Origin of the sequence: Flavobacterium sp., from assembly GCF_031381455.1 — a bacterium.
Classification (GTDB): domain Bacteria; phylum Bacteroidota; class Bacteroidia; order Flavobacteriales; family Flavobacteriaceae; genus Flavobacterium.
Genome location: NZ_JANMXZ010000032.1, coordinates 82,432 through 105,261, shown reverse-complemented (window position 1 = coordinate 105,261; position 22,830 = coordinate 82,432). Strand labels below are relative to the sequence as shown.

Here is a 22,830-nt window from a genome sequence, read left to right as displayed (position 1 = left end):
ACTACCCCTCGACTTGCATGTGTTAAGCCTGCCGCTAGCGTTCATCCTGAGCCAGGATCAAACTCTTCATCGTATATTGTTATGCTGATTGAGTTCCTGAAATAAATTCAGGATAAATCTGCATCGTAATTTAGACAAAGGCTAGTCTTTTATTCAAAATCTTCCGATTCTCTTACTCTCTTTTTGTTGTCTCGTCTTGTGGACGAGACGGCTGTCAATTCAATATGTCTATGAACGTATTCTTCTTTTTTTTATGAACGACCTGAAGGCCATTCCTATTCAAAGCGGGTGCAAAAGTAACTATTCTTTTTTAACCAACAAGCAATTTTAAAATTATTTTTGAATTTATTTTAAATCCCTCATTTTTCCGGTTTTTCAAACAACAATATCCCTCTTGCGGGGTGCAAATATAAAAACTAAATCGCAATCATTCCAAATAAAACTTTACCTTTTTTTGCCTTTTTTTTAAGGTGTTGATAACTCGGGTTTTACAACACCATTTAAACGAGGCTACCCATATGGGCTACCTACGGCAGCACTCATTACTCCCTGATGAAAGCTGAAAGGCCTCTTTAGCCCCGATAGAAGCGGCATACTTTTTAGTTTGTACTTGGACAGGCTCAGCATGACAAACTAAAAGGGTAGAGCGGATAGCGGGACGACGCGTCCTGAAGATAGGAATTACTGTGCTCCTAAAATTTAAAAAGAAATGTTTACTTTTTGAGTTCTTTGGCTTTCTTCTCCCAGTAATCATAGAGTTCGTCTATATCTAATGGGTTTGCAGGTTTCTGATTGACCAATCTTCCTCTGACGAAAGCTTGATCTAGAATGGATTCTATTAAAAAATCTTCGTTCACCTGATATGGTGCATATTTTGTTTTGAGATTTATATCGAATAATCTGGCGGTGTTGTTTGACCAGAATGCTTTCCAGCCGCTTTTATAATCTTTAATGAGTTCGAAAGTGGTATAGCCCGTTTGGCGATGGATTAGCTTAACTAATATTTGACCTTGCTTTCTTGAGAGTTTTTTTAGTTGCCCTGTGAATTCGTTTTCCATATAATTCTCAACTATTTTGAAGTATTTCTTTTTCTCTCTATTGGTTTTCATTTTGTCCATATTCTTATTCATGACCGTCAATCTTTCGGCGGCAATTTTAGCAATTGGATATACTTTATAGACTCTGTTTTGAAGTAATTGGAATTCCTTTTTTTCTGCTGCGCTCCACTTATGTCTGTAGACTACAACTTCTTCAAGGGGTACTATAGTGTCGTTCGCTTCAATAATGGAGTCTCTTTTTGCCTGGGAATCGTTTGTGATTTGGGCGTTTGAAATAAAAGAGACGGAAAGAAATAAAAAGAAATAAATTAACTTTTGCATCGATACTATTTATTAGGGTAAAAATATGGAATATCTCTAACAACTGTAATGCCAAATTTATATTTTAGCAAAAAAAATATTTATGGCAGCAAAATCTATACTTACCAAATCATCACTTTCCTTTTTAGAAACCTATTTAAATAATGCCTCTCCAACAGGTTATGAATCAAATGGTCAAAAGCTATGGATGGACTATTTGAAACCTTATGTAGATACTTTTATAACGGATACTTATGGTTCGGCTGTGGGAGTAATAAATCCGGATGCTAAATATAAAGTGGTTATTGAAGGACATTCGGATGAAATTTCCTGGTATGTAAATTATATTACTGCTGAAGGATTGATATATGTTATACGAAATGGTGGCTCAGATCATCAAATCGCGCCTTCTAAAAGAGTTAACATTCACACTAAAAAAGGCATTGTAAAAGGTGTTTTTGGTTGGCCAGCAATTCACACTCGAAATCGCGGGAAAGAAGAATCAGCAACCTTACACAATATATTTATAGATTGTGGTTGTTCTACTAAAGACGAAGTTGAAAAACTAGGCGTTCATGTTGGTTGCGTTATAACCTATCCTGATGAATTTATGATTTTGAATGGCAATAAATTTGTTTGCCGTGCTATCGACAATAGAATGGGTGGTTTTATGATTGCCGAAGTCGCCCGCCTTTTGAAAGAAAATAAAAAGAAATTGCCTTTTGGATTATACGTTACCAATTCTGTTCAAGAGGAAATTGGACTTCGTGGTGCCGAAATGATTACCAATACTATAAAACCTAATGTTGCCATAGTAACCGATGTTTGCCATGACACGACAACTCCAATGATTGAAAAGAAAATCGAAGGCGATTTACAAATGGGTAAAGGTCCGGTAATTGCTTATGCTCCGGCTGTTCATAATACTTTGAGAGATTTGATTGTAAATACAGCGGAAACTAATAAAATTCCATTTCAGCGTCATGCTACTTCAAGAGCTACCGGAACTGATACTGATGCTTTTGCTTATAGTAACGGTGGCGTTGCTTCGGCTTTGATTTCTTTACCGTTGCGTTATATGCATACTACAGTTGAAATGGTTCATCGTGAAGACGTGGAAAACGTTATCAAACTGATTTATGAAAGTTTGCTGAAAATAGAAAACAATGATACTTTTTCTTATTTCAAATAATACAAAAACAAAAAGCATCCCGATAAATCGGAATGCTTTTATCTTTCGCATGGCTGCAAAAGTTATCAGCCTAAACTTATAATTTTAAATCTACTGTAATAGTAGGATTGTTATTGTACACTTTAACACATTGAATTTTACGATTTATTTTTTCAAAATCTAAAGGGAAAAATTCATTTGAAATTGTGCTTTCAATAATTTGATTGTCCTCAGAAATTCGGTCTTCAATAGTTGTTTCTATAGAAAGATGTTGAACAGTTTCATCTTGACTTTCTGTAATTAACTTGTTTTCTGCTATCACATCTTCGATTGTTTTTACATAAGTAGTTTCAACAACTGAAGCTGGATTAAAAATTGCTGTGTCAGTTTCATTTGATACTTCATTGTTGCTTGAAGTTTCTATAATTAATGTAGCTGATTCTTGTTGGTCTAAAACCTGAGTTTCAAACTCTGTAGTTGCATTTGCGTTAGTAAAGCTTAAAGCAACTAGTCCTAAAAAAATGATTGTTGATTTCATGATGATTGATTTTTTATGATGATTGATTTTATTTAGATTAATATCCTATGCAAATATATGGCTAAAAACAGATACCTTGTTTTGCATAGTACTTAAATTTAACAAATTTTTAACATTTAAACCCTTTTTACTGATTGTTTTAAATAAAAAAAACACCGCTTATAAATAAACGGTGCTTTGAGTTTTGATTTTAAGCTTGTTTTAAAAACTCCAAAGCTTCTTGTGCTTTTGAAAACTCAGCATATTTTAATGCTGTATTTCCTCTTTCGTCTTTGATTTTCTTGTCTGCTCCTTTTTCCAATAGATATTTAAGAATCTCTACTTTGTTGTAACGAGCAGCTAACATTAATGGTGTTATACCATTTGATAATTCATTTACATCGCTGCCATATTCAACGAATTTTTTAACTGTTGCTATATCTCCTTTAACAATAGCGCTACATAATGGAGTATTGGTGTAATCTACAATTTCTTTTGAAGTTGTAAAAGTTGAAGTTGAAACAGTACTTGCAATTGCAACATCTGTAAAAGCTACAAGAGCTAAACCTAGGATAATGATTGTTTTCTTCATGATTGATGATTTAAATGTTAATGATTAAAGGGTAAGACTATCGTGTTTGTAATTCGTTACAGAAAAAAAATAGTATAACATATTTTTAACAAATGAGTTAATTATTAGTTCATTACGTCTATACAAAGAAAAACCATCCGCAGTAGAGGATGGTTAGTTAATCTTTATTTCATTATTATTTTGTTAGTCGAGAAAACTCAAGACATTCTTTTCTATTCTTTCATTGATATTCGATATATCGGCTTTGATAAATTTTTCACCTAGTATATTTTCATACAATTCGATGTAGCGTTCAGAAACCGTTTCAATATATTCATCAGTCATATTTGGAATTTGCTGCCCTTCTTTTCCCTGAAAACCATTTTCTATCAACCAACGACGAACAAACTCTTTTGATAATTGTTTTTGCTCTTCACCTTTATCTTGTCTTTCCTGATAACCATCAGCATAAAAATAACGGGAGGAATCCGGCGTATGAATTTCATCAATTAAGACAATCTTTCCGTCTTTGGTTTTACCGAATTCATATTTAGTGTCTACCAAAATTAAACCTCTGCTTGCCGCAATTTCAGTTCCGCGTTGGTATAAAGCTCTAGTATACTTTTCTAAAACCAAATAATCTTCTTCAGAAACAATTCCGCTTGCCAAAATAGCTTCACGCGAAATGTCTTCGTCATGTGAACCATTATCTGCTTTTGTTGTTGGCGTAATAATAGGTGTCGGAAATTGGTCATTCTCTTTTAAACCTTCTGCCATAGTTACACCGCAGATTGTTCTTTTTCCAAGAGCATATTCACGAGCTGCATGACCAGAAAGATAACCACGTATTACCATTTCCACCTTAAAAGGCTCACATAAATGACCAACAGCTACGTTTGGATCGGGAGTTGCAATAAGCCAATTCGGAACAATATCTTGTGTCAAATGCATAAACTTAGTTGCGATTTGATTTAGAATTTGTCCTTTATAAGGAATTCCTTTAGGCATTACGACATCAAAGGCAGACAATCTATCAGTGGCAATCATCACCAACAAGTCATCGTTGATGTTATAGACTTCACGGACTTTGCCGCGGTAAACTGATTTTTGATTCGGAAAATTGAAATGGGTTGTAGTTATAGTGTTCATTATGTTGTGTTGTTGTGGATGCAAAAATAGGAATTTGAAGGAACTTTTTAGTCATCAATTTAAATTAAAAAAAACCCTGTCAAGTTAAAGATTGATAGGGTTTGTTTTTAAAATTACAACTATTGATTAATCGTTATTCTCAATACTCTTATACGCATCAATCACTTTTTTCACTAATCGGTGACGAACAATATCTTTGTCATCAAGATAGATGATTCCAATTCCTTCAACATCTTTTAAAACAAGTATCGCTTCTTTCAATCCCGAAATGGTTCTGCGTGGCAAATCAACTTGTCCCGGATCACCCGTGATGATAAACTTTGCACTTTTACCCATACGGGTTAAGAACATTTTCATTTGTGAATGCGTTGTATTCTGAGCTTCATCCAAAATTACGAAAGCATTATCCAAGGTTCTTCCACGCATAAAAGCCAATGGTGCAATTTGTATAATTCCTTTTAAGATGTAGTCTTCCAAAGTTTGTGGCGGCAACATATCGCGCAACGCATCATACAAAGGTTGCATGTACGGATCAAGTTTTTCTTTCATATCACCAGGCAGGAAACCAAGATTTTCACCAGCTTCAACCGCAGGACGTGTTAGAATAATTCTTTTTACTTGCTTTTCTTTTAATGCTTTCACGGCCAAGGCAACTCCAGTATACGTTTTACCCGTTCCGGCTGGACCAACAGCAAAAACCATATCGTTTTTGGCTACATAATCTACCAGCTTTTGTTGGTTAGGCGTCATTGCTTTAATAAGCTTTCCTCCTATACCGTGCACTAAAATTTTATCACTGTCAGGCATACGTTGCTCTTCCTGCGAATTACTATGTATGACTCGATCAATTACATTATCATCAATATTGTTATAACGCGTGAAATGCAACATCAGGCGATTGAAACGTTTTTCGAACTCATCGAGTTCTTCTTTTTCGCCAAATGCCTTGAGGGTTGTGCCACGAGCGACAATTTTGAGTTTAGGATAATACCTTTTGATGGTTTCAAGATGAGTATCTTGAGCGCCCCAAAATTCTTTCGGAGCAATGTCGTGTAATTCAATGATACGTTCGTTCAAAAGCAGGAGTATTAAATTAGAATAATTAGCTATATAATTGTTAGCTTTGTATCCAAATTTAATCAAATAAAAGAATAGGTTTTACTATTTTTGGAACCGATTTCAACCAAGTTATAAACAATTTATGTCAATAATCACCTTAACGACCGATTACGGATTAAAAGACCACTTTGTTGGTGCTTTAAAAGCTAAGTTGTTATCCGAATTTCGCGAAGCCACGATTATTGATATTTCCCACAATATTGACGCTTTCAACGTTGCCGAAGCTTCTTATATAGTCGGTGCGGCTTATAGCAGTTTTCCAAAAGGCACTGTACATTTAATTGGTGTTGACATCGAATTGAATGCCGAAAACCAACACATTGCGATGCAATGGAACGACCAGTATTTTGTTTGTGCCGATAATGGTATTTTGAGTATGTTGATTCAAAAAATTGTTCCGCAGAAATTGGTTGCTATTAATATCCACGACCGTTTGCCAAATGATGCCACCGACCTTGATGTGTTTGTAAAAGTAGCCTGTCATTTAGCCAAAGGCGGTTTGCTCAACGTAATTGGTAAAGAAATTAAAACCATCAAAGAAGTAACCGAATTACAAGCCGTTGTTCAGGAAAACCAAATTAAAGGCTATGTGATTTACAGCGATCATTTAGGAAATGCGGTGACCAATATTTCTAAAAAAATGTTTTTGGAAATGGGCAAAGCGAGACCTTATGAAATCCAGTTTAAGAATAAGACCATCAAAACCATTTTGCCAAAATACTCCGATATCGGTATTTCAGAAAAATATCCGTTAAAGTATTATGAAGGACAAAAACTGGCGATTTTTAACGAAGCTGGTTTTTTGGAAATTGCTATTTTTAGAAGTAATCCCGATACTGTTGGTTCGGCTTCAAGTTTATTAGGATTGAGTTATAGAGATGTGGTGACAATTGAGTTTAGGAATTAGTGTTCAGTATTCAGAAAATAGTTGGCAGAAAAAGATAATAGAACAAAGAATATAGAGAATAGACAAATGTTCAAATTGAAAAAAACAACATTTTACATTTTAGTAATACTTTCAATTTTAGGTGTTATTTTATTTGGATTTGGAATTTTAAATACGATGGTAAGTTTCAAATATGAAACAGAAAATGGAGAATGTATTTCAAATTGTGATGGAACCAATTTATGCTTTCAAATGAGCTATTATATAGCAATCGCCATTTTGAGTTTTGTATTGTTTATTCTTTTATTAATGTTTAGAAGAAAATTATGTTCATCAGAATAGTAAAAATGAGTTTTCACGAAGAGCATATTCAAAAATTTTTGGAAAACTTTGACGTGATGAAAGACAAGATACGCGGCGCAGAAGGCAATCGTTTTTTGGAGTTGTATCAGGATAAAAATAATCCGTGTGTTTTCTTTACCTATAGCTTTTGGGAAACTGAAGATGATTTGGAAAATTACCGTCAATCGGAATTGTTTTATGATGTTTGGACATTTACCAAAAAACTATTCAATGAAAAACCGGAAGCTTGGAGCGTGGATAAATTAGTAAGTTTAGAATAACATTTAAAAATGAGGATGAGATTGCCTTACGGCCTGTTCGCAAGCTCGGGTGCTTCGTTCCTCGCAATGACAATATGAAATCAATAGCGTTACGCGAAATAAAATCCTTCTTTGGTTCACCAATTGGTTACCTCGTGATTGGATTGTTTCTATTGCTCAACGGATTGTTCCTTTGGGTTTTTGATGGCGAATACAACATACTGCAAAGTGGTTTCGCCGATTTGAGTCCGTTTTTTACATTGGCACCATGGATTTTCATTTTCCTGATTCCGGCCGTGACAATGCGCAGCTTTTCGGATGAAAAAAAACAAGGCACAATTGAATTGTTATTGACCAAACCGTTATCGCTTTGGCAAATTGTAAACGGCAAATTTCTTGGTTCGTTTTTACTGATTGTCATTGCGCTGTTACCAACATTGGTTTACGTTTATGTTATCAATAGTTTAGGAATGCCCGAAGGCAATGTTGATATGGGAAGTACATTGGGTTCTTATTTCGGATTATTATTTCTAGTTGCTGCTTATACTTCTATCGGAATTTTTACATCTACACTTTCTGAAAATCAGATTGTGGCCTTTTTACTTTCGGTGTTTTTATGTTTCCTTTTTTACTTTGGTTTTGAAGGCATTTCAACGTATGCCATAGGTTTTGAAGATGCTGTTTCCCGAATCGGAATGGATTATCATTTCAAAAGTATGTCACGCGGTGTTTTGGACACCAGAGATATTTTATATTTTGTGAGTGTGTCGTTTCTGTTTTTATCGTTTACTGTTTTTAAACTTAAATCTTTGAAATCGTAATGAAAACAGCAAACAGTAACTTTAAAAAAATGGCGCTCACTATAGGTTTTATAGTGATATTGAACTTAGCTGGTCATTTTCTTTACAAACGTTTTGACTTAACTGCCGACAAACGCTATACACTTTCGCAAACGTCTTTAAACATTGTTGCCGAAGTTAAAGAACCTTTATATATAGACGTTTTTCTGGAAGGAGATTTTCCGGGAGAATTCAAAAAATTACAAACGGAAACCCAACAATTATTAGAAGAATTTAAATCGAATAATTCTAATATTATCTTCCAATTTGTAAATCCTTTAGAAAAAGAAGAAGAGAAAGACAGCATAATGCAATCTTTTATACAACGTGGTTTGACTCCCGTAAATGTTACTGTAAACGACAAATCACAACAAACCCAGGAAGTAGTTTTTCCATGGGCAGTTGCAACTTGTGGCAATCGTTCGGTAAAAGTGCCATTGCTAAAAAACATGATGGGCGCATCAACAGCCGAAAAAGTGGTGAGTTCGGTGCAACATTTAGAATATGCATTTGCTAATGCAATCAATACCGTTTCAAAAGCCAAACAGAAAAAAGTAGTGATAATTAATGGTAATGGTGAGCTTGAAGACCGATACATTGCGGATTTTATCAAATCAGTTAGGGACAATTATTTTATTGCACCATTTACTTTAGATTCGGTTGCTAAAACTCCGGTTCAGACTTTAGAACATTTAAAAAAGTACGATTTAGCAATTATTGCCAAACCAACTGAAGCCTTCACAGATGAAGAAAAACAAGTATTAGATCAATATATAATCAACGGCGGAAAAACGATTTGGTTAGTTGATCAGGTCAATATGGAAATAGACAGTTTGTATAATGAAACTGGAGCAAATCTGGCATTTCCAAGAGATTTGAATCTGAATGATATGTTCTTTAAGTATGGAATAAGACTGCATCCTGATTTGATAAAAGATTTATTGGCTACACCAATTATATTGGAAACAGGCCAACCGGGAAGTTCGACTCAAAAAGTTAAATTGCCTTGGTATCTTTCTCCGATGATTTATCCTTCGCAAGATGCAAATAATCCAATTGTAACTAATTTAGACGGAATCAAATTTCAATTTGCGAGCCCTATTGAACCATTGAAAAATGACATCAATAAAACAATTTTACTGCAATCGTCCCAATATTCAAAACTGATTGGCGCACCAACTGAAGTGAGTTTAAGAATGGCATCTGAAGAACTGGGACCAAAGGACTTTACCGGCTCAGGAAATTATCCGGTAGCAGTTCTTCTCGAAGGAAAGTTTCATTCCGTATACGAAAACAGGGTTTTACCGTTTAAAGATGCTAGTTTCAAAAACACCGGAAAAGAAAGCAAAATGATTGTTATTTCCGATGGTGATGTGATTAAAAACCAATTGGACAAAAATGGCAAAGAGGTTGAATTAGGATTGGATCAACGAACTGGAGTTCTTTACGCCAACAAAGATTTTATGATGAATTGCGTCAATTATTTATTGGACGACAACGGACTTATTAACATTAGAAGCAAGGAAGTGAATTTACCTATTTTGGATAAAGAAAAAGTCTATGCTTCCTATACCCAATCGCAAGTCATAACTGTAGCAGTGCCAATCGTTATTCTCTTGTTATTTGGAGTAGTGTTTACCTTTTTACGCAAGCGAAAATATAGCAAGTAATGTTAATAAAAAACTTTTTGAAATCTATTAGTTTAAGATATATTTGTAAAAAATAAATAAAATGAAGTTTATAGTATCGAGTTCATACTTATTAAAACAACTACAAGTTTAGGTAGTGTTATTAACAGTAGTAATACTTTGCCTATTCTAGATAATTTTCTTTTCGAATTAGACCATAAAAACTTAAGTGTTTCCGCTTCCGATTTAGAGACAACCATGTCGGCTACTTTAGAAATTGATTCCACCAGCAAAGGAAGCGTTGCTGTTCCGGCGAAATTGTTATTAGACATTCTAAAAACATTTCCGGAGCAACCATTGACTTTCACTGTAGAAGAAAACAGCACTATCGAAATCAGTTCAAATTCCGGAAAATATGCAATTGCTTATGCGCCTGGAGAAGAATTTCCAAAATCGGTAAGTTTAGACAATCCATCATCAACGGTGGTTCCTTCAGAAGTTTTAGCCACAGCAATTAGCAAAACTATTTTTGCTGCCGGAAACGATGATTTACGTCCGGTAATGAGCGGTGTATTTTTCCAATTCTCTCCTGAAGGTTTGATTTTTGTAGCAACTGATGCTCATAAATTAGTGAAATATGCACGTGCCGATGTGAAAGCTTCGCAAGTAGCCGATTTCATTATGCCAAAGAAACCTTTGAATATTCTGAAAAGCATACTTGGAACTTCTGATGCTGATGTAACTATTGAATACAATGATTCGAATGCCACTTTCTCTTTTGAAAGTTATGTGTTAACTTGTCGTTTAATTGATGGAAAATATCCAAACTATGAAGCGGTAATTCCAAAGGAAAATCCAAATAAATTAATGATTAACCGAGTTTTATTATTGAATTCTGTTCGTCGTGTTGCGATTTTCTCAAACAAAACTACTCACCAAATTCGTTTGAAAATTGCTGGTGCCGAATTGAACATTTCTGCTGAAGATATTGATTACTCAAACAAAGCAGAAGAAAGATTGACTTGTGATTATCAAGGCGACGATATGCAAATTGGATTTAATTCCCGTTTCTTATCTGAAATGTTGACCAATTTAACATCTGACGAAATCATGTTGGAAATGTCAATGCCAAATCGAGCCGGAATTCTAACACCAATTGATGGCTTAGATGAAGGCGAAACCGTTACCATGCTTGTAATGCCGGTAATGTTGAATAACTAAATATAAACTAACCTTTATACCGAGAAACCGTAATTTCGAAAGAGATTGCGGTTTTTTATTTTATAATACATCTGCAAAATTTAACAATTTAAAATTGATGTATTGTAGTCGGATATTGGATTCACAGCATGCAAAATTATCCATGATAATGTGAAACCCATGGTCAGTTAGAATCTTCAAAACTATAACGGAAATTTATAACAAATAAAAACATCGTTTCTCTAACTACATTTAAACTGAAAATCAAACAAAGCCATTAGTCAAAAAAAAAGACCCTCGATTTCTCGAAGGTCTTTTTGCTTTATTAAAATTGCTATTATCGTTTAATCACACGAAGTGTTTTCACTTCCTCTCCTTGTGTTACAACAACGTTGTAAACTCCGCTTGGATAATGATCTCCGATTTGTTGTTCAACAATATCGGTAGCTCTAACTTCTCTTCTTTCGATAAGTCTTCCCGTCATATCATAAACCACAATACCTACATATTCTTCACTTGCAGTATTCAAACTCAAGTTAAAATTCTCAGTATATGGGTTTGGATAAGCTTTCACTGTAAATGGTGCTCTAGTTGGAAGTAACGTAACTTCTGGTGTAGCTTGTTTTGATACTGGACAATCCATAATACCATCCCATGATAAAGTTATAGATTTTTCTGTACTAGATACTCCACATGCATTAAGTGCTTTAACTTTAATAATGTTTTTAGTTCCAGTAATTAATGGAGAAACCCCTGAAAAGTTAACAACAATTAAGGTTGTTGTTGAAGTTCCAGTTGCCCCGTTTTGTAATGTCCAAACATATGAAGTTGCAAACGGAACCGCAGGTACTGTAATAGTTTGTGTTGCACATTTTCCAAATAAAGTAGCATTTGCAATTAATGTACTAGGATTAACATATGAATTAGTGTTAGTGCCTATAGCTCCTAATGCAGTAGCTAAAGTTAAAACTTTATTTGTAGCACTATTTCCAACTCCATTTACAGAAGTAATCACAATTGATTTATTTGCAGTAAGAGTTGTAGTTCCAACTACAAAACCAGCAGGATAGGTAACACTGAATGTTAAATCACTTGTTGATAAAACATTTAAAGTATTACCAGTATTACTAGCAGAGGTAACAACAGCATTTGTTGGAGCAGTAATTACATATGAATTAGCTAATGCTGAAGCGGTCATGGTATATGAATATGTAGAATCACCACAAAGCGCTACTATTTGACCTGTAACTGTAGCAACAGCAGCAGGTAAAGAAGTAGTTACTTTTAACAATTTAGCAGTTGATCCTCCTGCAGAAGGAATTAAAGCTGAGTTATTAGTAACTGAATAACCAATACCATTCTTAGCTTTTGCACCTATATAGTATGAAGTAACTCCAGAAGGAATACCAGCAAAATTAACTGTAATAACTCTATCAGTAGAAGCATTTCCTGACACAACATTAACTCCAGCTGGTAATTCCCACTCATAGGAAGAAGCCAGTGCAGAAACTGCAGCAGTTAGTGTCAAAGGTGTGTTTGTACCAACATATTTACTAATTATTGTAATAGCTGTTGTTGGAGTTGCTGAAGAAGGATTTGTTAAAGTTACACTTGCAGGTGCAGTAGGTGCAACAGCTGTTAATGTTAACAATTTAGCAGTTGAATCAGTTGATGGATTTAGAAGAGCAGCATTGTTTGTAATTGAATCACCAACACCATTTCTAGACTTAACTCCTATTCTTAATACGTTAGTGGAAACTGCAGTCAAAGTATTTGAACTAGTAACTCCTAAGAAATTAACAGTAATTACATTGGTATTACCACCACTTAATTGAGTAACTCCTGTAGGCAATTCCCAAACATAGGAAGTTGCTGTTAAAGATACAGTAGCTGTTAAAGTTAAAACAGTGTTTGTTCCAATGTAAGGAGCAAAAGATGTAATAGCTGTAGTAGAGGAACCTAAGGTCATTTTTATTGCAGCAGGCGCAGTAGGTAAAACTTTACTAAGCGCTACAGATTTTGCAGCAGTTCTACAACCATTCGCATTTTCTGCCTGAACAGTGATACTTCCAACTGCTCCAACACCTCCAGGAACATTTAGGAAATTAACCGTTAAAGTATTAGCTGTTTGACTAACAACATTTACACCTGTTGGTGTAGTCCAATAGTAACTTAGAGTAGTATCAGCAAAAGCTGGTACTCTATAAGATACTTGTGTAGTAGTTCCAACATATTGTCCAACGGCAGTTGTTGCTGCAAGATAAGTTCCTGGGGTCGTAGTCTCTGTATTACTTGTAATTACGCCTATAACCTCAGTTGGCAATGCCAATACAGTAAGGGTGGCCGTATCTGAAGTAGCAAATGTAGATATACATGCACCACTGCTAACTAATACTCTGTACTGAGTACCTGCTGCCGGTAATGTGGAAGTTCTTGTTACTCCTAAAGTAGCCGAAGTATAATTCGTATATACCAATCCCGCATTAGTACTACTGATTGTTATCCAAGTCGGATTAGGAGCGGTTGAAGTAACCACTCTGTACTGCCAGATAAACGAAGTACCGCTGCTAACCACACTAAAACTAGTGGTTGAACCAGCAGTAGCACAAATAGTAGCAGATGATGGCTGAGTAGTTATGGATTGACCAATTGTCAAATTCAATATATTAGTATGTGTACAACTTGCAGCATTGGTGCTTGTCGAGGTATACGTACCAGTTGTTGAATACGTTTGCCCGTTTACTAGCCAAGTATAGCTACCACAAGCTGTCATTGACTCCGAACTTGAAGTACTGTTATTGATGGTCAAATCTAATTTCTGAGTAACACAATTCGCAGTAGTTCCAGTATATAAGCCTGAAGCATTGTATGTAGTTCCATTCCATGTATAACTATGACATGCACTAATAACGGTTACATTATCAGAACTTGGCGTGATGGTCAAATATATATTATGAGACACACAATTAGCAGTAGTTCCATTATATAATCAAGAAGCATTGTATGTACTTCAATTCAATGTATAACTATTCCATTCACTAATAACGGTTAAATTATCAGAACTTGGCGTGATGGTCAAATCTAATTTCTGAGTCACACAATTCGAAGTAGTTCCAGTATACAAGCCTGAAGCATTGTATGTAGTTCCATTCCATGTATAACTATCACAAACACTAACAACGGTTACATTATCAGAACTTGGCGTGATGATCAAATCTAATTTCTGAGTCACACAATTCGCAGTAGTTCCAGTATACAAGCCTGAAGCATTGTATGTAGTTCCATTCCATGTATAACTATCACATGCACTAATAACGGTTACATTATCAGAACTTGGCGTGATGGTCAAATCTAATTTCTGAGTCACACAATTCGCAGTAGTTCCAGTATACAAGCCTGAAGCATTGTATGTAGCGCCATTCCATGTATAACTATCACAAGCCGAGGCTGTAGTAGTGTTTGTTGAACTTGGTGTAATGGTTAAATGTAATATAGTTGTATTACAATTTACAGTACTGGTATAATCACCACTGGTAGTATATGTCTGACCATTAAATGACCAAGTATAGGTATCACAAGCTGAAATGGTAACATCAGGTGAAATTGAACTTGGTGTAATAGTTAAGTCTAACACTTCTGTATGACATCCTGTAACTACTGAACGTGTTCCTGATGTAGTATAGGTTTGTTCGTTTACTGACCATGTATAGGTATCACAAGCCGAAACCGTAGTAGTATTAGTTGTATTTGGAGTAACTGTAACTACTGTAGCTGCTGATGTTGCAGTACAACCATTAGCATTCGTTACCGCTACAGAATAACTTCCTGACACACTAACTGTGATAGCTTGCGTAGTAGCACCGTTTGACCATAAATAACTTGCTCCTGCGCTAGCTGTTAACGTTACACTACCTCCATCACAAAATGTAGTAGCTCCTCCAGCTGAAATACTAGGTGTTGGTAATGGATTTACTGTTAATGCTACTGTATTTGTAGTTGTACATGTATTGGCTGTAGCTGTAGCTATATAAGAAGTACTAGCTGATGGTTTAGCATAAACTGTAGCAGCTGCATTACCTAAAGTATAACCCGTATTTGTTCCAGAATCAGTATATAAATCAGCTGCTGGTGACCAAGAAATCGTTGCTGGTTTTGTAAAACTAAATTTAAAATTGTTACGAGTTGAATAAGTATATGATGGTGCAGCAGCATAGGCATCCATAGTGGCAGCTGCTATGTTGTCAGCCACATAAATAGCTGAACTCACAAAAGAAGTTGTACTATAATAAGCGGTATTGGTTGCTGTGGTGGTAGATCCTGTATTTGCATTAGTATAACTAATTTCAATTAACAAGTTAGTACCATTCCAAGTGAAATTACTACTAAATGGAATATTCGTATATCCAGCAGTTGGTGTATACGAAGCTGGAGAATAAACTGTTGACCAACCTGTAGTTACCATTGCAGTTGTAGAAACACTTGTAGCTGTTGTGTTTTGCAATTTAACTTTCAAGTTGCTTAACGCATAAGTATTGTCAGCAACGGCCATTTGCAACTGCAAAGCTGAAATTGTTGAACCGTTTGCTAATCCTAATGTGTTTAGTGTCGAAGCTAAAACTAACATCTGTTGTTTTACGCCACCATAATAGTTTTGGAATGGGTTTGGCCCAATTGCCGATGTAGTAACTGCTGCACTGGTTGTTGCTGTACCTGCTCCTAAACTGTTAATGGCAACATAAGTACTGCTAGCAGTAAGCTGTTGTATCGTTCCATTACAGAAAGTTGCAGATGAAGGAGTAATTGTTACCGCTGTTGGTGATTCGTTAACAGTAACAACAGCAGGATTAGAAGTTGTTAATGCACATCCTGTGCTTCCTGTAATAATTACATCATAACTCGCTGAATCAATTGAAGTTGCAGAAGCTATAGTATAGGTTGAAGAAGTAGCACCCGAAATAGGTGTACTGTTTTTTCTCCATTGATAGGCTGCAGCAGGACTAGCAGTAACACTTAAATTTATTGCATTCCCTGTACAAACTGATTGTGTTGCAGGTTGCGAAGATATAGAAGGCACAGTTCCTGAACATAAGGCCGCATAACCATTAATAGTAACATTATTAAATTTGAAGTTACCAGTACTTGTTGCTGCATATCCAAAAACTCTGAATTTAACAGTACCTAATAAATCCCCGGTCGGAAGAGTAGTTAATGTAAAAGTTGATATCCCACTTGTATTAGCATTACTTGCCCCTGAAAGTGCATTTACGTTTGAACTTACAAATCCATCTGTGCTATAATACACATCTATTTTTTGTGGCCCGGCAGTGGTTCTTCCTGCATCAAAAGTCACAGAGCTTAAATTCATAGTGTAACCGGAAGTTGGTGTTATTGAAAATTCCCAGTATTTACCAGCAGCAGAATATGTTGAAGATGTAGACCATGTAGTGGCAACTAAACTTGGACTTGAATAAGTGATTGAACCACTACTTACAGTAATAGCCGTATTTGTTACACCTGTGGCCGTAGTAGTTGCAGTTGTAGTGGTGCTTGTTAAAGCCCATTTACTTAACACAACAATAGCCTGCGTTACCGTTAATGTTTGTATTGCCGTAGCAGCATTATAATTAGTATTTCCTGCTTGAGAAGCAGTAATAGTAGAAGTACCAGCTCCAACAATGGTTACCGTACTGCCACTAATAGTAGCTACATTAGTATTAGAACTTGTGTAAGTAACTGTTCCTCCCGGAGCAGTAGCTGTTAAACTATAGTTTGCGGCACCAGTAGCTCTTGTATCATTAGAGGCCAAACCTGTAATAGTTTGATTTGCTTTACCTACTGTTAGAAACTGTGTAACAGAAGTAGCTGCATTATAGTTTGCATTTCCTGCTTGTGATGCAGTAATAGTTGCTGTTCCAGCTCCTATAACAGTAACTAAACCAGCCCCTGAAACGGTGGCTACTAAAGTATTATCACTTGAATAACTAACGGTTAACCCAGAACTTGCCGTTGAAGCAGCGCTGTATGCTGCATCTCCAAAAGTTTTCGATACCGTAGCCGTTATCGCTGACAAGGTTTGATTCGCTTTATTAACGGTTAAACTTTGTGTAACATCTGGTGCTGCATTAAAATTTGTATTACCTGCTTGAGACGCAGTAATAATTGTTGACCCCCCCCCTGCAATAGTTACAGTTCCATTGAGAGCAACTGAAGCAACACCGGAAACAGAATTGGAATAAGTAACCGTTAAACCAGAACTTGCAGTTGTAGCCACACTATAGGTTCCATCTCCAAAAGTTCTGGTTTCTGAACTAGAAATAGCAGCTATTGTTTGATTTGCTTTGCTGATTGTTGCTGTTAATGCTGGCTGTGATAAAGAATAATTACCGGCAGCCCCACCATTTAAAGTATATCCTAAAACAGTTATTGGTTTACTTACCCCTGCATTCGCATCAAGGAAACTGTAAGTAGGTGTTGAACCTATTAAATTCACATCATCCAAACCTACAATACCATCTAGGATAGCTGTTCCTGATACGGTTGCTATTGTCGTTCCGTCATAGACTCTATCAACACCTGTTAAACCAGATATTGTTAATCCTTTTTTAGCTACTGTACTACTATTAGTTGCTACAGTAGCATTAGTAGCCCCTGCACTGCTTAAAACAAAATCTCCTGTATAAGGAGATCCTGCAAACGAAGCAGCAGCTGAAAGTCTAACATAAACAGTAGTAGTTGAAACCACTCCACTGGTTTGTGTCAATACTTGAGAAGCACCAAAACCTGAAGTATTTGATGTAGTAGACACTTCAAAACCTGAAGGTGCCGTTATCGTAATATTATCGGTTAACGCAGCACCAGATACTGTAAAATTATCTGTGCTTGATGCTGTTCCATAAATTGTTGAAAAAGCAGTAACCGAACTTTTATTGGTTGTGATTGTTGCTGTCGATGCTGCTACTGGAGTTCCTTGTACAGTAGCCGATGGTGCTCCGTCTCCGGCAGCATTCACCGCTAACAATTGAACATCATAGGTTGTACCATTAGTCAAACCAGAAATCCCAATAGGGCTTGTTGTTGAACCAGCAGATATAAAAGATGATCCACCATTGATAGAATATTTATAATCCGTAATTGCCGCACCTCCATTAGAAGATGGAGCTGTAAAAGCCACACTCAATGAAGAGTCACCCGGAGTTATAGTTGTAATACTTGGTGCAGAAGCCGTAGTTCTTGGTGTAGCACTTACCGTTGATGACGCTGTTCCGTTACCGGCAGCATTTACCGCTTTTACTACAAAAGAATAACTTGTTCCGTTAGTTAACCCCGTCACTACAATAGGACTGGTCGTTGTCCCTGCTGACGTAAATGAACCTCCGTTTAAAGAATATACATAATCAGTGATGGCAGAACCTCCATTAGAACCCGCTGTAAAAGCTAAAGTAACTTGAGAATTACCAGCCGTAGCTGTAAGACCCGTTACTGCTGAAGGCGAAGTACGTGGTGTTCCTGCACTAGCTCCTGATGCGGTACCATCTCCGGCAACATTCACTGCCAAAAGTTGCACATTATAGGATGTCCCATTAGTTAAACCTGTAATAACTATAGGACTAGAAGTTGAACCGGCTGACACAAAACTTCCGCCGTTCAATGAATATTTATAATTAGTAATGGCAGAGCCACCATCTGATCCGGCTGTAAAAGCTACACTTAACTGACCAATACCAGGAGTAATAGTACCAATAGTTGGTGCCGAAGGCGTAGTTCTCGGAGTAGCCACAGTACTAACTGTAGCTGTTCCATCGCCAATAGCATTAACTGCTTTAATTTGTACATTATATGAAGTTCCGTTAGTTAATCCCGTGATTACAATTGGACTTGTAGTTTGAGTTGGAGAACAAGCTGTAAAATTTGTTCCTCCATCGGTTGAATATTTATAATTGGTAATCGCTGAACCACCGTTTCCACCTGCAGTAAAAGCCACACTTAACTGACCATTTCCAGGAGTAATTGCTGTAATAGTTGGAGCAAGTGGTGCGGTTGTAGTAGCCGTAACCGTACCGTTAAGAATAATGTTATCTAATCTTTCTGTACTTCCCGATGCTCCACCTGTCAAAGCTAGAGTTAAAGTTATATTACCAGTTAAATTTTGAGTAGTAGAAGCAAAATTTGTTGCTGCGGTAGTGGTAAAAGCTCCTGTACGTGATGGTGTAGGTGAACAACTTGTAGAACCTCCAGTTCCACTTATGGTTATTGTTAAAGCATTTGGTCCCGTACCTGAACCTCTGTTATCAAAACCAACACTTGTTGGGGTTAATTGAAAACCACTGGCTACTGTAAATGTACAGGTAACTGTATAAGTAGTTCCCGTTAATGATGCACTCATAGCACCAAGAGTATTACCCCCAAAATTTGCACTTGTCAAACTTTGAGTCCAAACAGGATTTGTTAAATTTGTGTTTTTTATCACACCACCGGTAGCATTGGTACCTGACGTATATGGCACAGCAACTGTTGCACTATTACCAAAATCCTCCTTGTAAGCCTGCCCATATCCCTTCCCAGAGATTAACAAAAATAACAAAGCAAAACCCCAAAACAAAAGCGAAGATGCTTTTCTGATAAGTAAAAAGTTTTTCATAAAATACAAATTAAATTAGGTTGTAAAAATATATATAAAAATTTCATTAACACTAAAAAGATATTAACTAATTGTTATACAACAGTTAATAAACGTTTAGTCGTATTTATTAACACTTCATCGATGGAATTGGTAATCTTAACGAATATAAAAACAAGCTTTTACTTACAATAATGGGAACGAAAACGATATCGCTAACGAACTTTAAAAATTATAGTTGTATAACTATGTTAGGATTTATTAATTAATCTGTATAGTTATTTCAGGACGAGTCAACTCCATAGATACTCCATAGATACTCCATAGATGAAGCATGGATAAAGCATACATAGTGCGTGGTAGTGCATTAGTAGTTGTGTTTTAGTATCTTTGCCACTCGAGACCGAAGGTCGAACTGTATGAAATAAAAAAAAATTAGTAATGATTTCACAAGAAACAATTGTTGCCTTAGCGTCGCCTTCGGGTGCGGGCGCCATTGCAATTATCCGCCTTTCCGGAACGGAAGCGGTACCTATTGCCGAACAGGTATTCCAATCGGTTTCCGGGAAATTATTATCAAATCAAAAAACACATACTATTTATCTTGGTCATATAGTGGATGAAGGAAAAGTGTATGATCAAGTACTAGTTTCAATATTCAAAAATCCGCATTCCTATACCGGCGAAGATGTTGTTGAGATTTCGTGTCACGGCTCGACTTATATCCAACAACAAATTATTCAATTGTTATTGCGAAAAGGTTGCCGTATGGCGCAAGCAGGAGAATTTACATTGCGAGCTTTCCTAAACGGCAAACTGGATCTATCACAGGCCGAGGCGGTTGCCGATTTAATTTCCTCCGATAATGCCGCCAGCCATCAAATTGCTATGCAGCAAATGCGTGGTGGTTTTTCAAACGAAATAGCCAAACTAAGAGAAGAACTTTTGAATTTTGCATCGCTTATCGAACTCGAATTAGACTTTGCCGAAGAAGATGTAGAATTTGCCGACAGAACTCAGTTTAATGATTTATTAAACAGAATTGAATTTGTTTTAAAACGCTTAATCGATTCATTTGCTGTTGGTAATGTCATTAAAAACGGAATTCCGGTAGCGATTGTTGGTGAACCAAATGTTGGAAAATCGACACTTTTGAATGCTTTATTAAACGAAGAAAGAGCCATCGTTTCTGAAATAGCAGGAACAACACGTGATACGATTGAAGACGAGTTAGTTATTGGCGGAATTGGTTTTCGATTTATTGATACAGCCGGAATTCGGGAAACAAAAGATATAGTGGAAAGTATTGGTATCAAAAAAACTTTTGAAAAGATTGAACAAGCACAGGTTGTTATTTATATAGTTGATAGTTCTCAGTTATCCGTTCTCAGTTTAAATACCGAATTGGAGAAAATTAAAAATAAATTTCCTTTAAAACCTTTGATTGTTGTTCTGAATAAAGTTGATAAATTATCTGAAGAAAAACTGAAAACCATTGTAAATCAACTCAAAACCGATAACAGACAACTGATAACCATATCGGCCAAAAACAATATCGGCATTGAAGATTTAAAAAACCAATTGCTTTCCTTTATAAATACAGGTGCTTTGCGCAATAACGAAACGATAGTAACCAATACGCGTCATTACGATTCGCTTTTGAAAGCACTGGAAGAAATCCAAAAAGTGAAGTTTGGCTTGCAATCCAATCTTTCTTCTGATTTAATGGCAATCGACATCAAACAAGCCTTGTATTACTTTGGCGAAATCACTGGCGAAGTTACTAATGATGAACTTTTGGGGAATATTTTTGCGAATTTTTGTATCGGAAAGTAACCTACCTCAACAATAGGAAGCCAAAAGAAACAATAAAAAAATATAACCCTTACCCACTCACGGCTCCCGTATCTTTATATTTTCCTTTCGTTTCCTATTGTATACCTTTTAATCCAAAAGTTGTATTGAGTATTTATTGATTTTATATTTATCCTGTTAAACTCAATAAAACTCAATAAAAATGACAGTCACAATTCGCAAAAGACAATTGAAAGAAAAAGGTAAATATGCACTTTATTTAGACCTTTATGCAAACGGTAAACAATCACAAGAAAATCTGAAAATGTATTTGGAAAATGACAAAGGCAATCCAGTCATAAAACAAATGAACAAACAAACTTTGGCTATCGCAGAAAAAATAAAAGTTGAAAGATTACACGAAATTCAAAATGAAGGTTTCGGATTTAAAAAACCTGAAAAAAAATACAATACTTATAATCAATTTTTTCTTGAATTATTAGAAGAAAGAAGACGAACAGGTATTAATCAATGCACTTGGGAAAGCATCTATAAACATCTTAATAATTATAATAAATCAATTCTATTTACCCAATTAAGTGAACGATATCTAGAGGAGTTTAAATCTTATCTTTCAACCAAACTAAGTATTAACTCTGCTTCTTCATATTTTAATATCATTAAACATACAATTCATGAAGCATATAGACGTAGGTTAATCAAAGACGATTATGCGCTGAGAGTAAAATGTATCAAAATGGTAGACACAAACAGAGAGTATTTAACTTTTGAAGAAGTTAAAGATTTAATAAAAACAGAGTGTAGATATGAGGTACTAAAAAGAGCATTTTTGTTTTCTTGTCTAACTGGTTTAAGGTGGAGCGACGTCCATAATCTGAAATGGAAAGACATTAGAGATAGAGACGGTGTTCCACACATTGTTTTTACTCAAAAGAAAACAAAAAACGCAGAAGTTTTACCTATATCATCAAACGCCATTGAGTTAATAGGAGATAAAGGAGATGATAATGACAGAGTTTTTATAGGACTACGCTATAGTGCATATTTCAATACTGCACTTTTAGTATGGGTAACTAATGCAGGAATTAAAAAACATATAACTTTTCATTGTGCAAGACATACCAATGCTGTTTTGCTTTTAAATAATGGAGTTGATATTTATGTTGTTTCAAAAATGTTAGGGCACAAGGAAATAAAAACAACAGCTATTTATGCAAAAGTGATGCACAAGACTAAAATTGATGCAGTAGAAAAGTTGCCTACATTTACTTTTTAGTTTTTGAATATATAACTCTCTATTAAAGTGCTTTCATAAAAAATGTTAGCACTTTTTTATTTATTTTTACTAAAATAGTTTT

14 protein-coding genes, 1 rRNA gene and 1 pseudogene are annotated in these 22,830 nt (G+C 35.7%); 8 read left to right on the top strand and 8 right to left on the bottom strand.

The annotated features are described in order from the left end of the window. Both RMN97_RS08060 and RMN97_RS08055 read right to left on the bottom strand, forming a co-directional pair. A 16S ribosomal RNA gene (locus RMN97_RS08060) occupies positions 1 to 73 on the bottom strand; the annotation flags it as partial. A gap of 640 nt (positions 74 to 713) precedes the next feature. Next, positions 714 to 1,379 (bottom strand): DUF4294 domain-containing protein, encoded by a 666-nt coding sequence (locus RMN97_RS08055; RefSeq protein WP_309614006.1) that lies wholly within the window; start codon positions 1,377 to 1,379, stop codon positions 714 to 716. An 82-nt stretch (positions 1,380 to 1,461) separates the two neighbouring features. On the opposite strand from RMN97_RS08055, the gene RMN97_RS08050 reads away from it, so the two are divergent. Beyond that, positions 1,462 to 2,550 carry a M42 family metallopeptidase gene (locus RMN97_RS08050; protein ID WP_309614005.1) on the top strand — a complete coding sequence of 363 codons (1,089 nt, stop codon included), beginning with the start codon at positions 1,462 to 1,464 and terminating at the stop codon, positions 2,548 to 2,550. 76 nt (positions 2,551 to 2,626) lie between these two features. On the opposite strand, the gene RMN97_RS08045 is transcribed toward RMN97_RS08050, so the two are convergent. The 4 genes from RMN97_RS08045 to RMN97_RS08030 all read right to left on the bottom strand — a co-directional run bounded on the left by RMN97_RS08045 (position 2,627) and on the right by RMN97_RS08030 (position 5,843). After that, the gene (locus RMN97_RS08045) at positions 2,627 to 3,067 is read right to left on the bottom strand and encodes a hypothetical protein (protein ID WP_309614004.1); all 441 of its coding nucleotides are present in this window, start codon (positions 3,065 to 3,067) and stop codon (positions 2,627 to 2,629) included. Positions 3,068 to 3,257: 190 nt separating this feature from the next. Next, positions 3,258 to 3,638 carry an ankyrin repeat domain-containing protein gene (locus tag RMN97_RS08040; protein WP_309614003.1) on the bottom strand — a complete coding sequence of 127 codons (381 nt, stop codon included), beginning with the start codon at positions 3,636 to 3,638 and terminating at the stop codon, positions 3,258 to 3,260. A 183-nt stretch (positions 3,639 to 3,821) separates the two neighbouring features. After that, entirely contained in the window at positions 3,822 to 4,766 is a 945-nt protein-coding gene (locus RMN97_RS08035; protein ID WP_309614002.1) for a phosphoribosylaminoimidazolesuccinocarboxamide synthase, read from the bottom strand. A 126-nt stretch (positions 4,767 to 4,892) separates the two neighbouring features. Then, positions 4,893 to 5,843: a PhoH family protein gene (locus RMN97_RS08030; protein WP_309614001.1), complete on the bottom strand. Its 951-nt coding sequence runs from the start codon at positions 5,841 to 5,843 to the stop codon at positions 4,893 to 4,895. Positions 5,844 to 5,967: 124 nt separating this feature from the next. Between RMN97_RS08030 and RMN97_RS08025 the strand changes: the two genes are divergently transcribed. From RMN97_RS08025 to dnaN, 5 genes and pseudogenes are all read left to right on the top strand, one after another. After that, on the top strand, positions 5,968 to 6,792 hold the full coding sequence (locus tag RMN97_RS08025) for an SAM-dependent chlorinase/fluorinase (protein ID WP_309614000.1): 825 nt from the start codon (positions 5,968 to 5,970) through the stop codon (positions 6,790 to 6,792). A gap of 305 nt (positions 6,793 to 7,097) precedes the next feature. Next, a complete protein-coding gene (locus tag RMN97_RS08020) occupies positions 7,098 to 7,394 on the top strand; it encodes an antibiotic biosynthesis monooxygenase family protein (protein WP_309613999.1) in 297 nt (98 codons plus the stop codon). Positions 7,395 to 7,468: 74 nt separating this feature from the next. Next, a complete protein-coding gene (gldF, locus tag RMN97_RS08015) occupies positions 7,469 to 8,194 on the top strand; it encodes a gliding motility-associated ABC transporter permease subunit GldF (protein WP_309613998.1) in 726 nt (241 codons plus the stop codon). 29 nt (positions 8,195 to 8,223) lie between these two features. Beyond that, on the top strand, positions 8,224 to 9,882 hold the full coding sequence (gldG, locus tag RMN97_RS08010) for a gliding motility-associated ABC transporter substrate-binding protein GldG (RefSeq protein WP_309613997.1): 1,659 nt from the start codon (positions 8,224 to 8,226) through the stop codon (positions 9,880 to 9,882). 61 nt (positions 9,883 to 9,943) lie between these two features. After that, positions 9,944 to 11,061 (top strand): annotated as a pseudogene (dnaN, locus tag RMN97_RS08005) (DNA polymerase III subunit beta). A 316-nt stretch (positions 11,062 to 11,377) separates the two neighbouring features. Here the strand turns inward: dnaN and RMN97_RS08000 are convergent. Beyond that, complete coding sequence (locus tag RMN97_RS08000; protein WP_309613996.1) at positions 11,378 to 14,002, bottom strand: T9SS type A sorting domain-containing protein; 2,625 nt, start codon at positions 14,000 to 14,002, stop codon at positions 11,378 to 11,380. 48 nt (positions 14,003 to 14,050) lie between these two features. Then, positions 14,051 to 19,678 carry a fibronectin type III domain-containing protein gene (locus RMN97_RS07995; RefSeq protein WP_309613995.1) on the bottom strand — a complete coding sequence of 1,876 codons (5,628 nt, stop codon included), beginning with the start codon at positions 19,676 to 19,678 and terminating at the stop codon, positions 14,051 to 14,053. A 420-nt stretch (positions 19,679 to 20,098) separates the two neighbouring features. On the opposite strand from RMN97_RS07995, the gene mnmE reads away from it, so the two are divergent. Together mnmE and RMN97_RS07985 are read left to right on the top strand one after the other, a co-directional pair. After that, entirely contained in the window at positions 20,099 to 21,493 is a 1,395-nt protein-coding gene (mnmE, locus tag RMN97_RS07990; RefSeq protein ID WP_309613994.1) for a tRNA uridine-5-carboxymethylaminomethyl(34) synthesis GTPase MnmE, read from the top strand. A 181-nt stretch (positions 21,494 to 21,674) separates the two neighbouring features. Continuing rightward, positions 21,675 to 22,748, top strand: coding sequence for a site-specific integrase (locus RMN97_RS07985; protein ID WP_309613993.1), 1,074 nt, complete (start codon positions 21,675 to 21,677; stop codon positions 22,746 to 22,748). The last annotated feature ends 82 nt before the right edge of the window (positions 22,749 to 22,830 follow it).

What these genes read in the sequence shown, in the direction of transcription:
- RMN97_RS08055 (WP_309614006.1), bottom strand. Translation starts at nt 1,379, where the DNA reads ATGCAAAAGTTAATTTATTTCTTTTTATTTCTTTCCGTCTCTTTTATT.
- RMN97_RS08050 (WP_309614005.1), top strand. Translation starts at nt 1,462, where the DNA reads ATGGCAGCAAAATCTATACTTACCAAATCATCACTTTCCTTTTTAGAA.
- RMN97_RS08045 (WP_309614004.1), bottom strand. Translation starts at nt 3,067, where the DNA reads ATGAAATCAACAATCATTTTTTTAGGACTAGTTGCTTTAAGCTTTACT.
- RMN97_RS08040 (WP_309614003.1), bottom strand. Translation starts at nt 3,638, where the DNA reads ATGAAGAAAACAATCATTATCCTAGGTTTAGCTCTTGTAGCTTTTACA.
- RMN97_RS08035 (WP_309614002.1), bottom strand. Translation starts at nt 4,766, where the DNA reads ATGAACACTATAACTACAACCCATTTCAATTTTCCGAATCAAAAATCA.
- RMN97_RS08025 (WP_309614000.1), top strand. Translation starts at nt 5,968, where the DNA reads ATGTCAATAATCACCTTAACGACCGATTACGGATTAAAAGACCACTTT.
- RMN97_RS08020 (WP_309613999.1), top strand. Translation starts at nt 7,098, where the DNA reads ATGTTCATCAGAATAGTAAAAATGAGTTTTCACGAAGAGCATATTCAA.
- gldF (WP_309613998.1), top strand. Translation starts at nt 7,469, where the DNA reads ATGAAATCAATAGCGTTACGCGAAATAAAATCCTTCTTTGGTTCACCA.
- gldG (WP_309613997.1), top strand. Translation starts at nt 8,224, where the DNA reads ATGGCGCTCACTATAGGTTTTATAGTGATATTGAACTTAGCTGGTCAT.
- RMN97_RS07995 (WP_309613995.1), bottom strand. Translation starts at nt 19,678, where the DNA reads ATGAAAAACTTTTTACTTATCAGAAAAGCATCTTCGCTTTTGTTTTGG.
- mnmE (WP_309613994.1), top strand. Translation starts at nt 20,099, where the DNA reads ATGATTTCACAAGAAACAATTGTTGCCTTAGCGTCGCCTTCGGGTGCG.
- RMN97_RS07985 (WP_309613993.1), top strand. Translation starts at nt 21,675, where the DNA reads ATGACAGTCACAATTCGCAAAAGACAATTGAAAGAAAAAGGTAAATAT.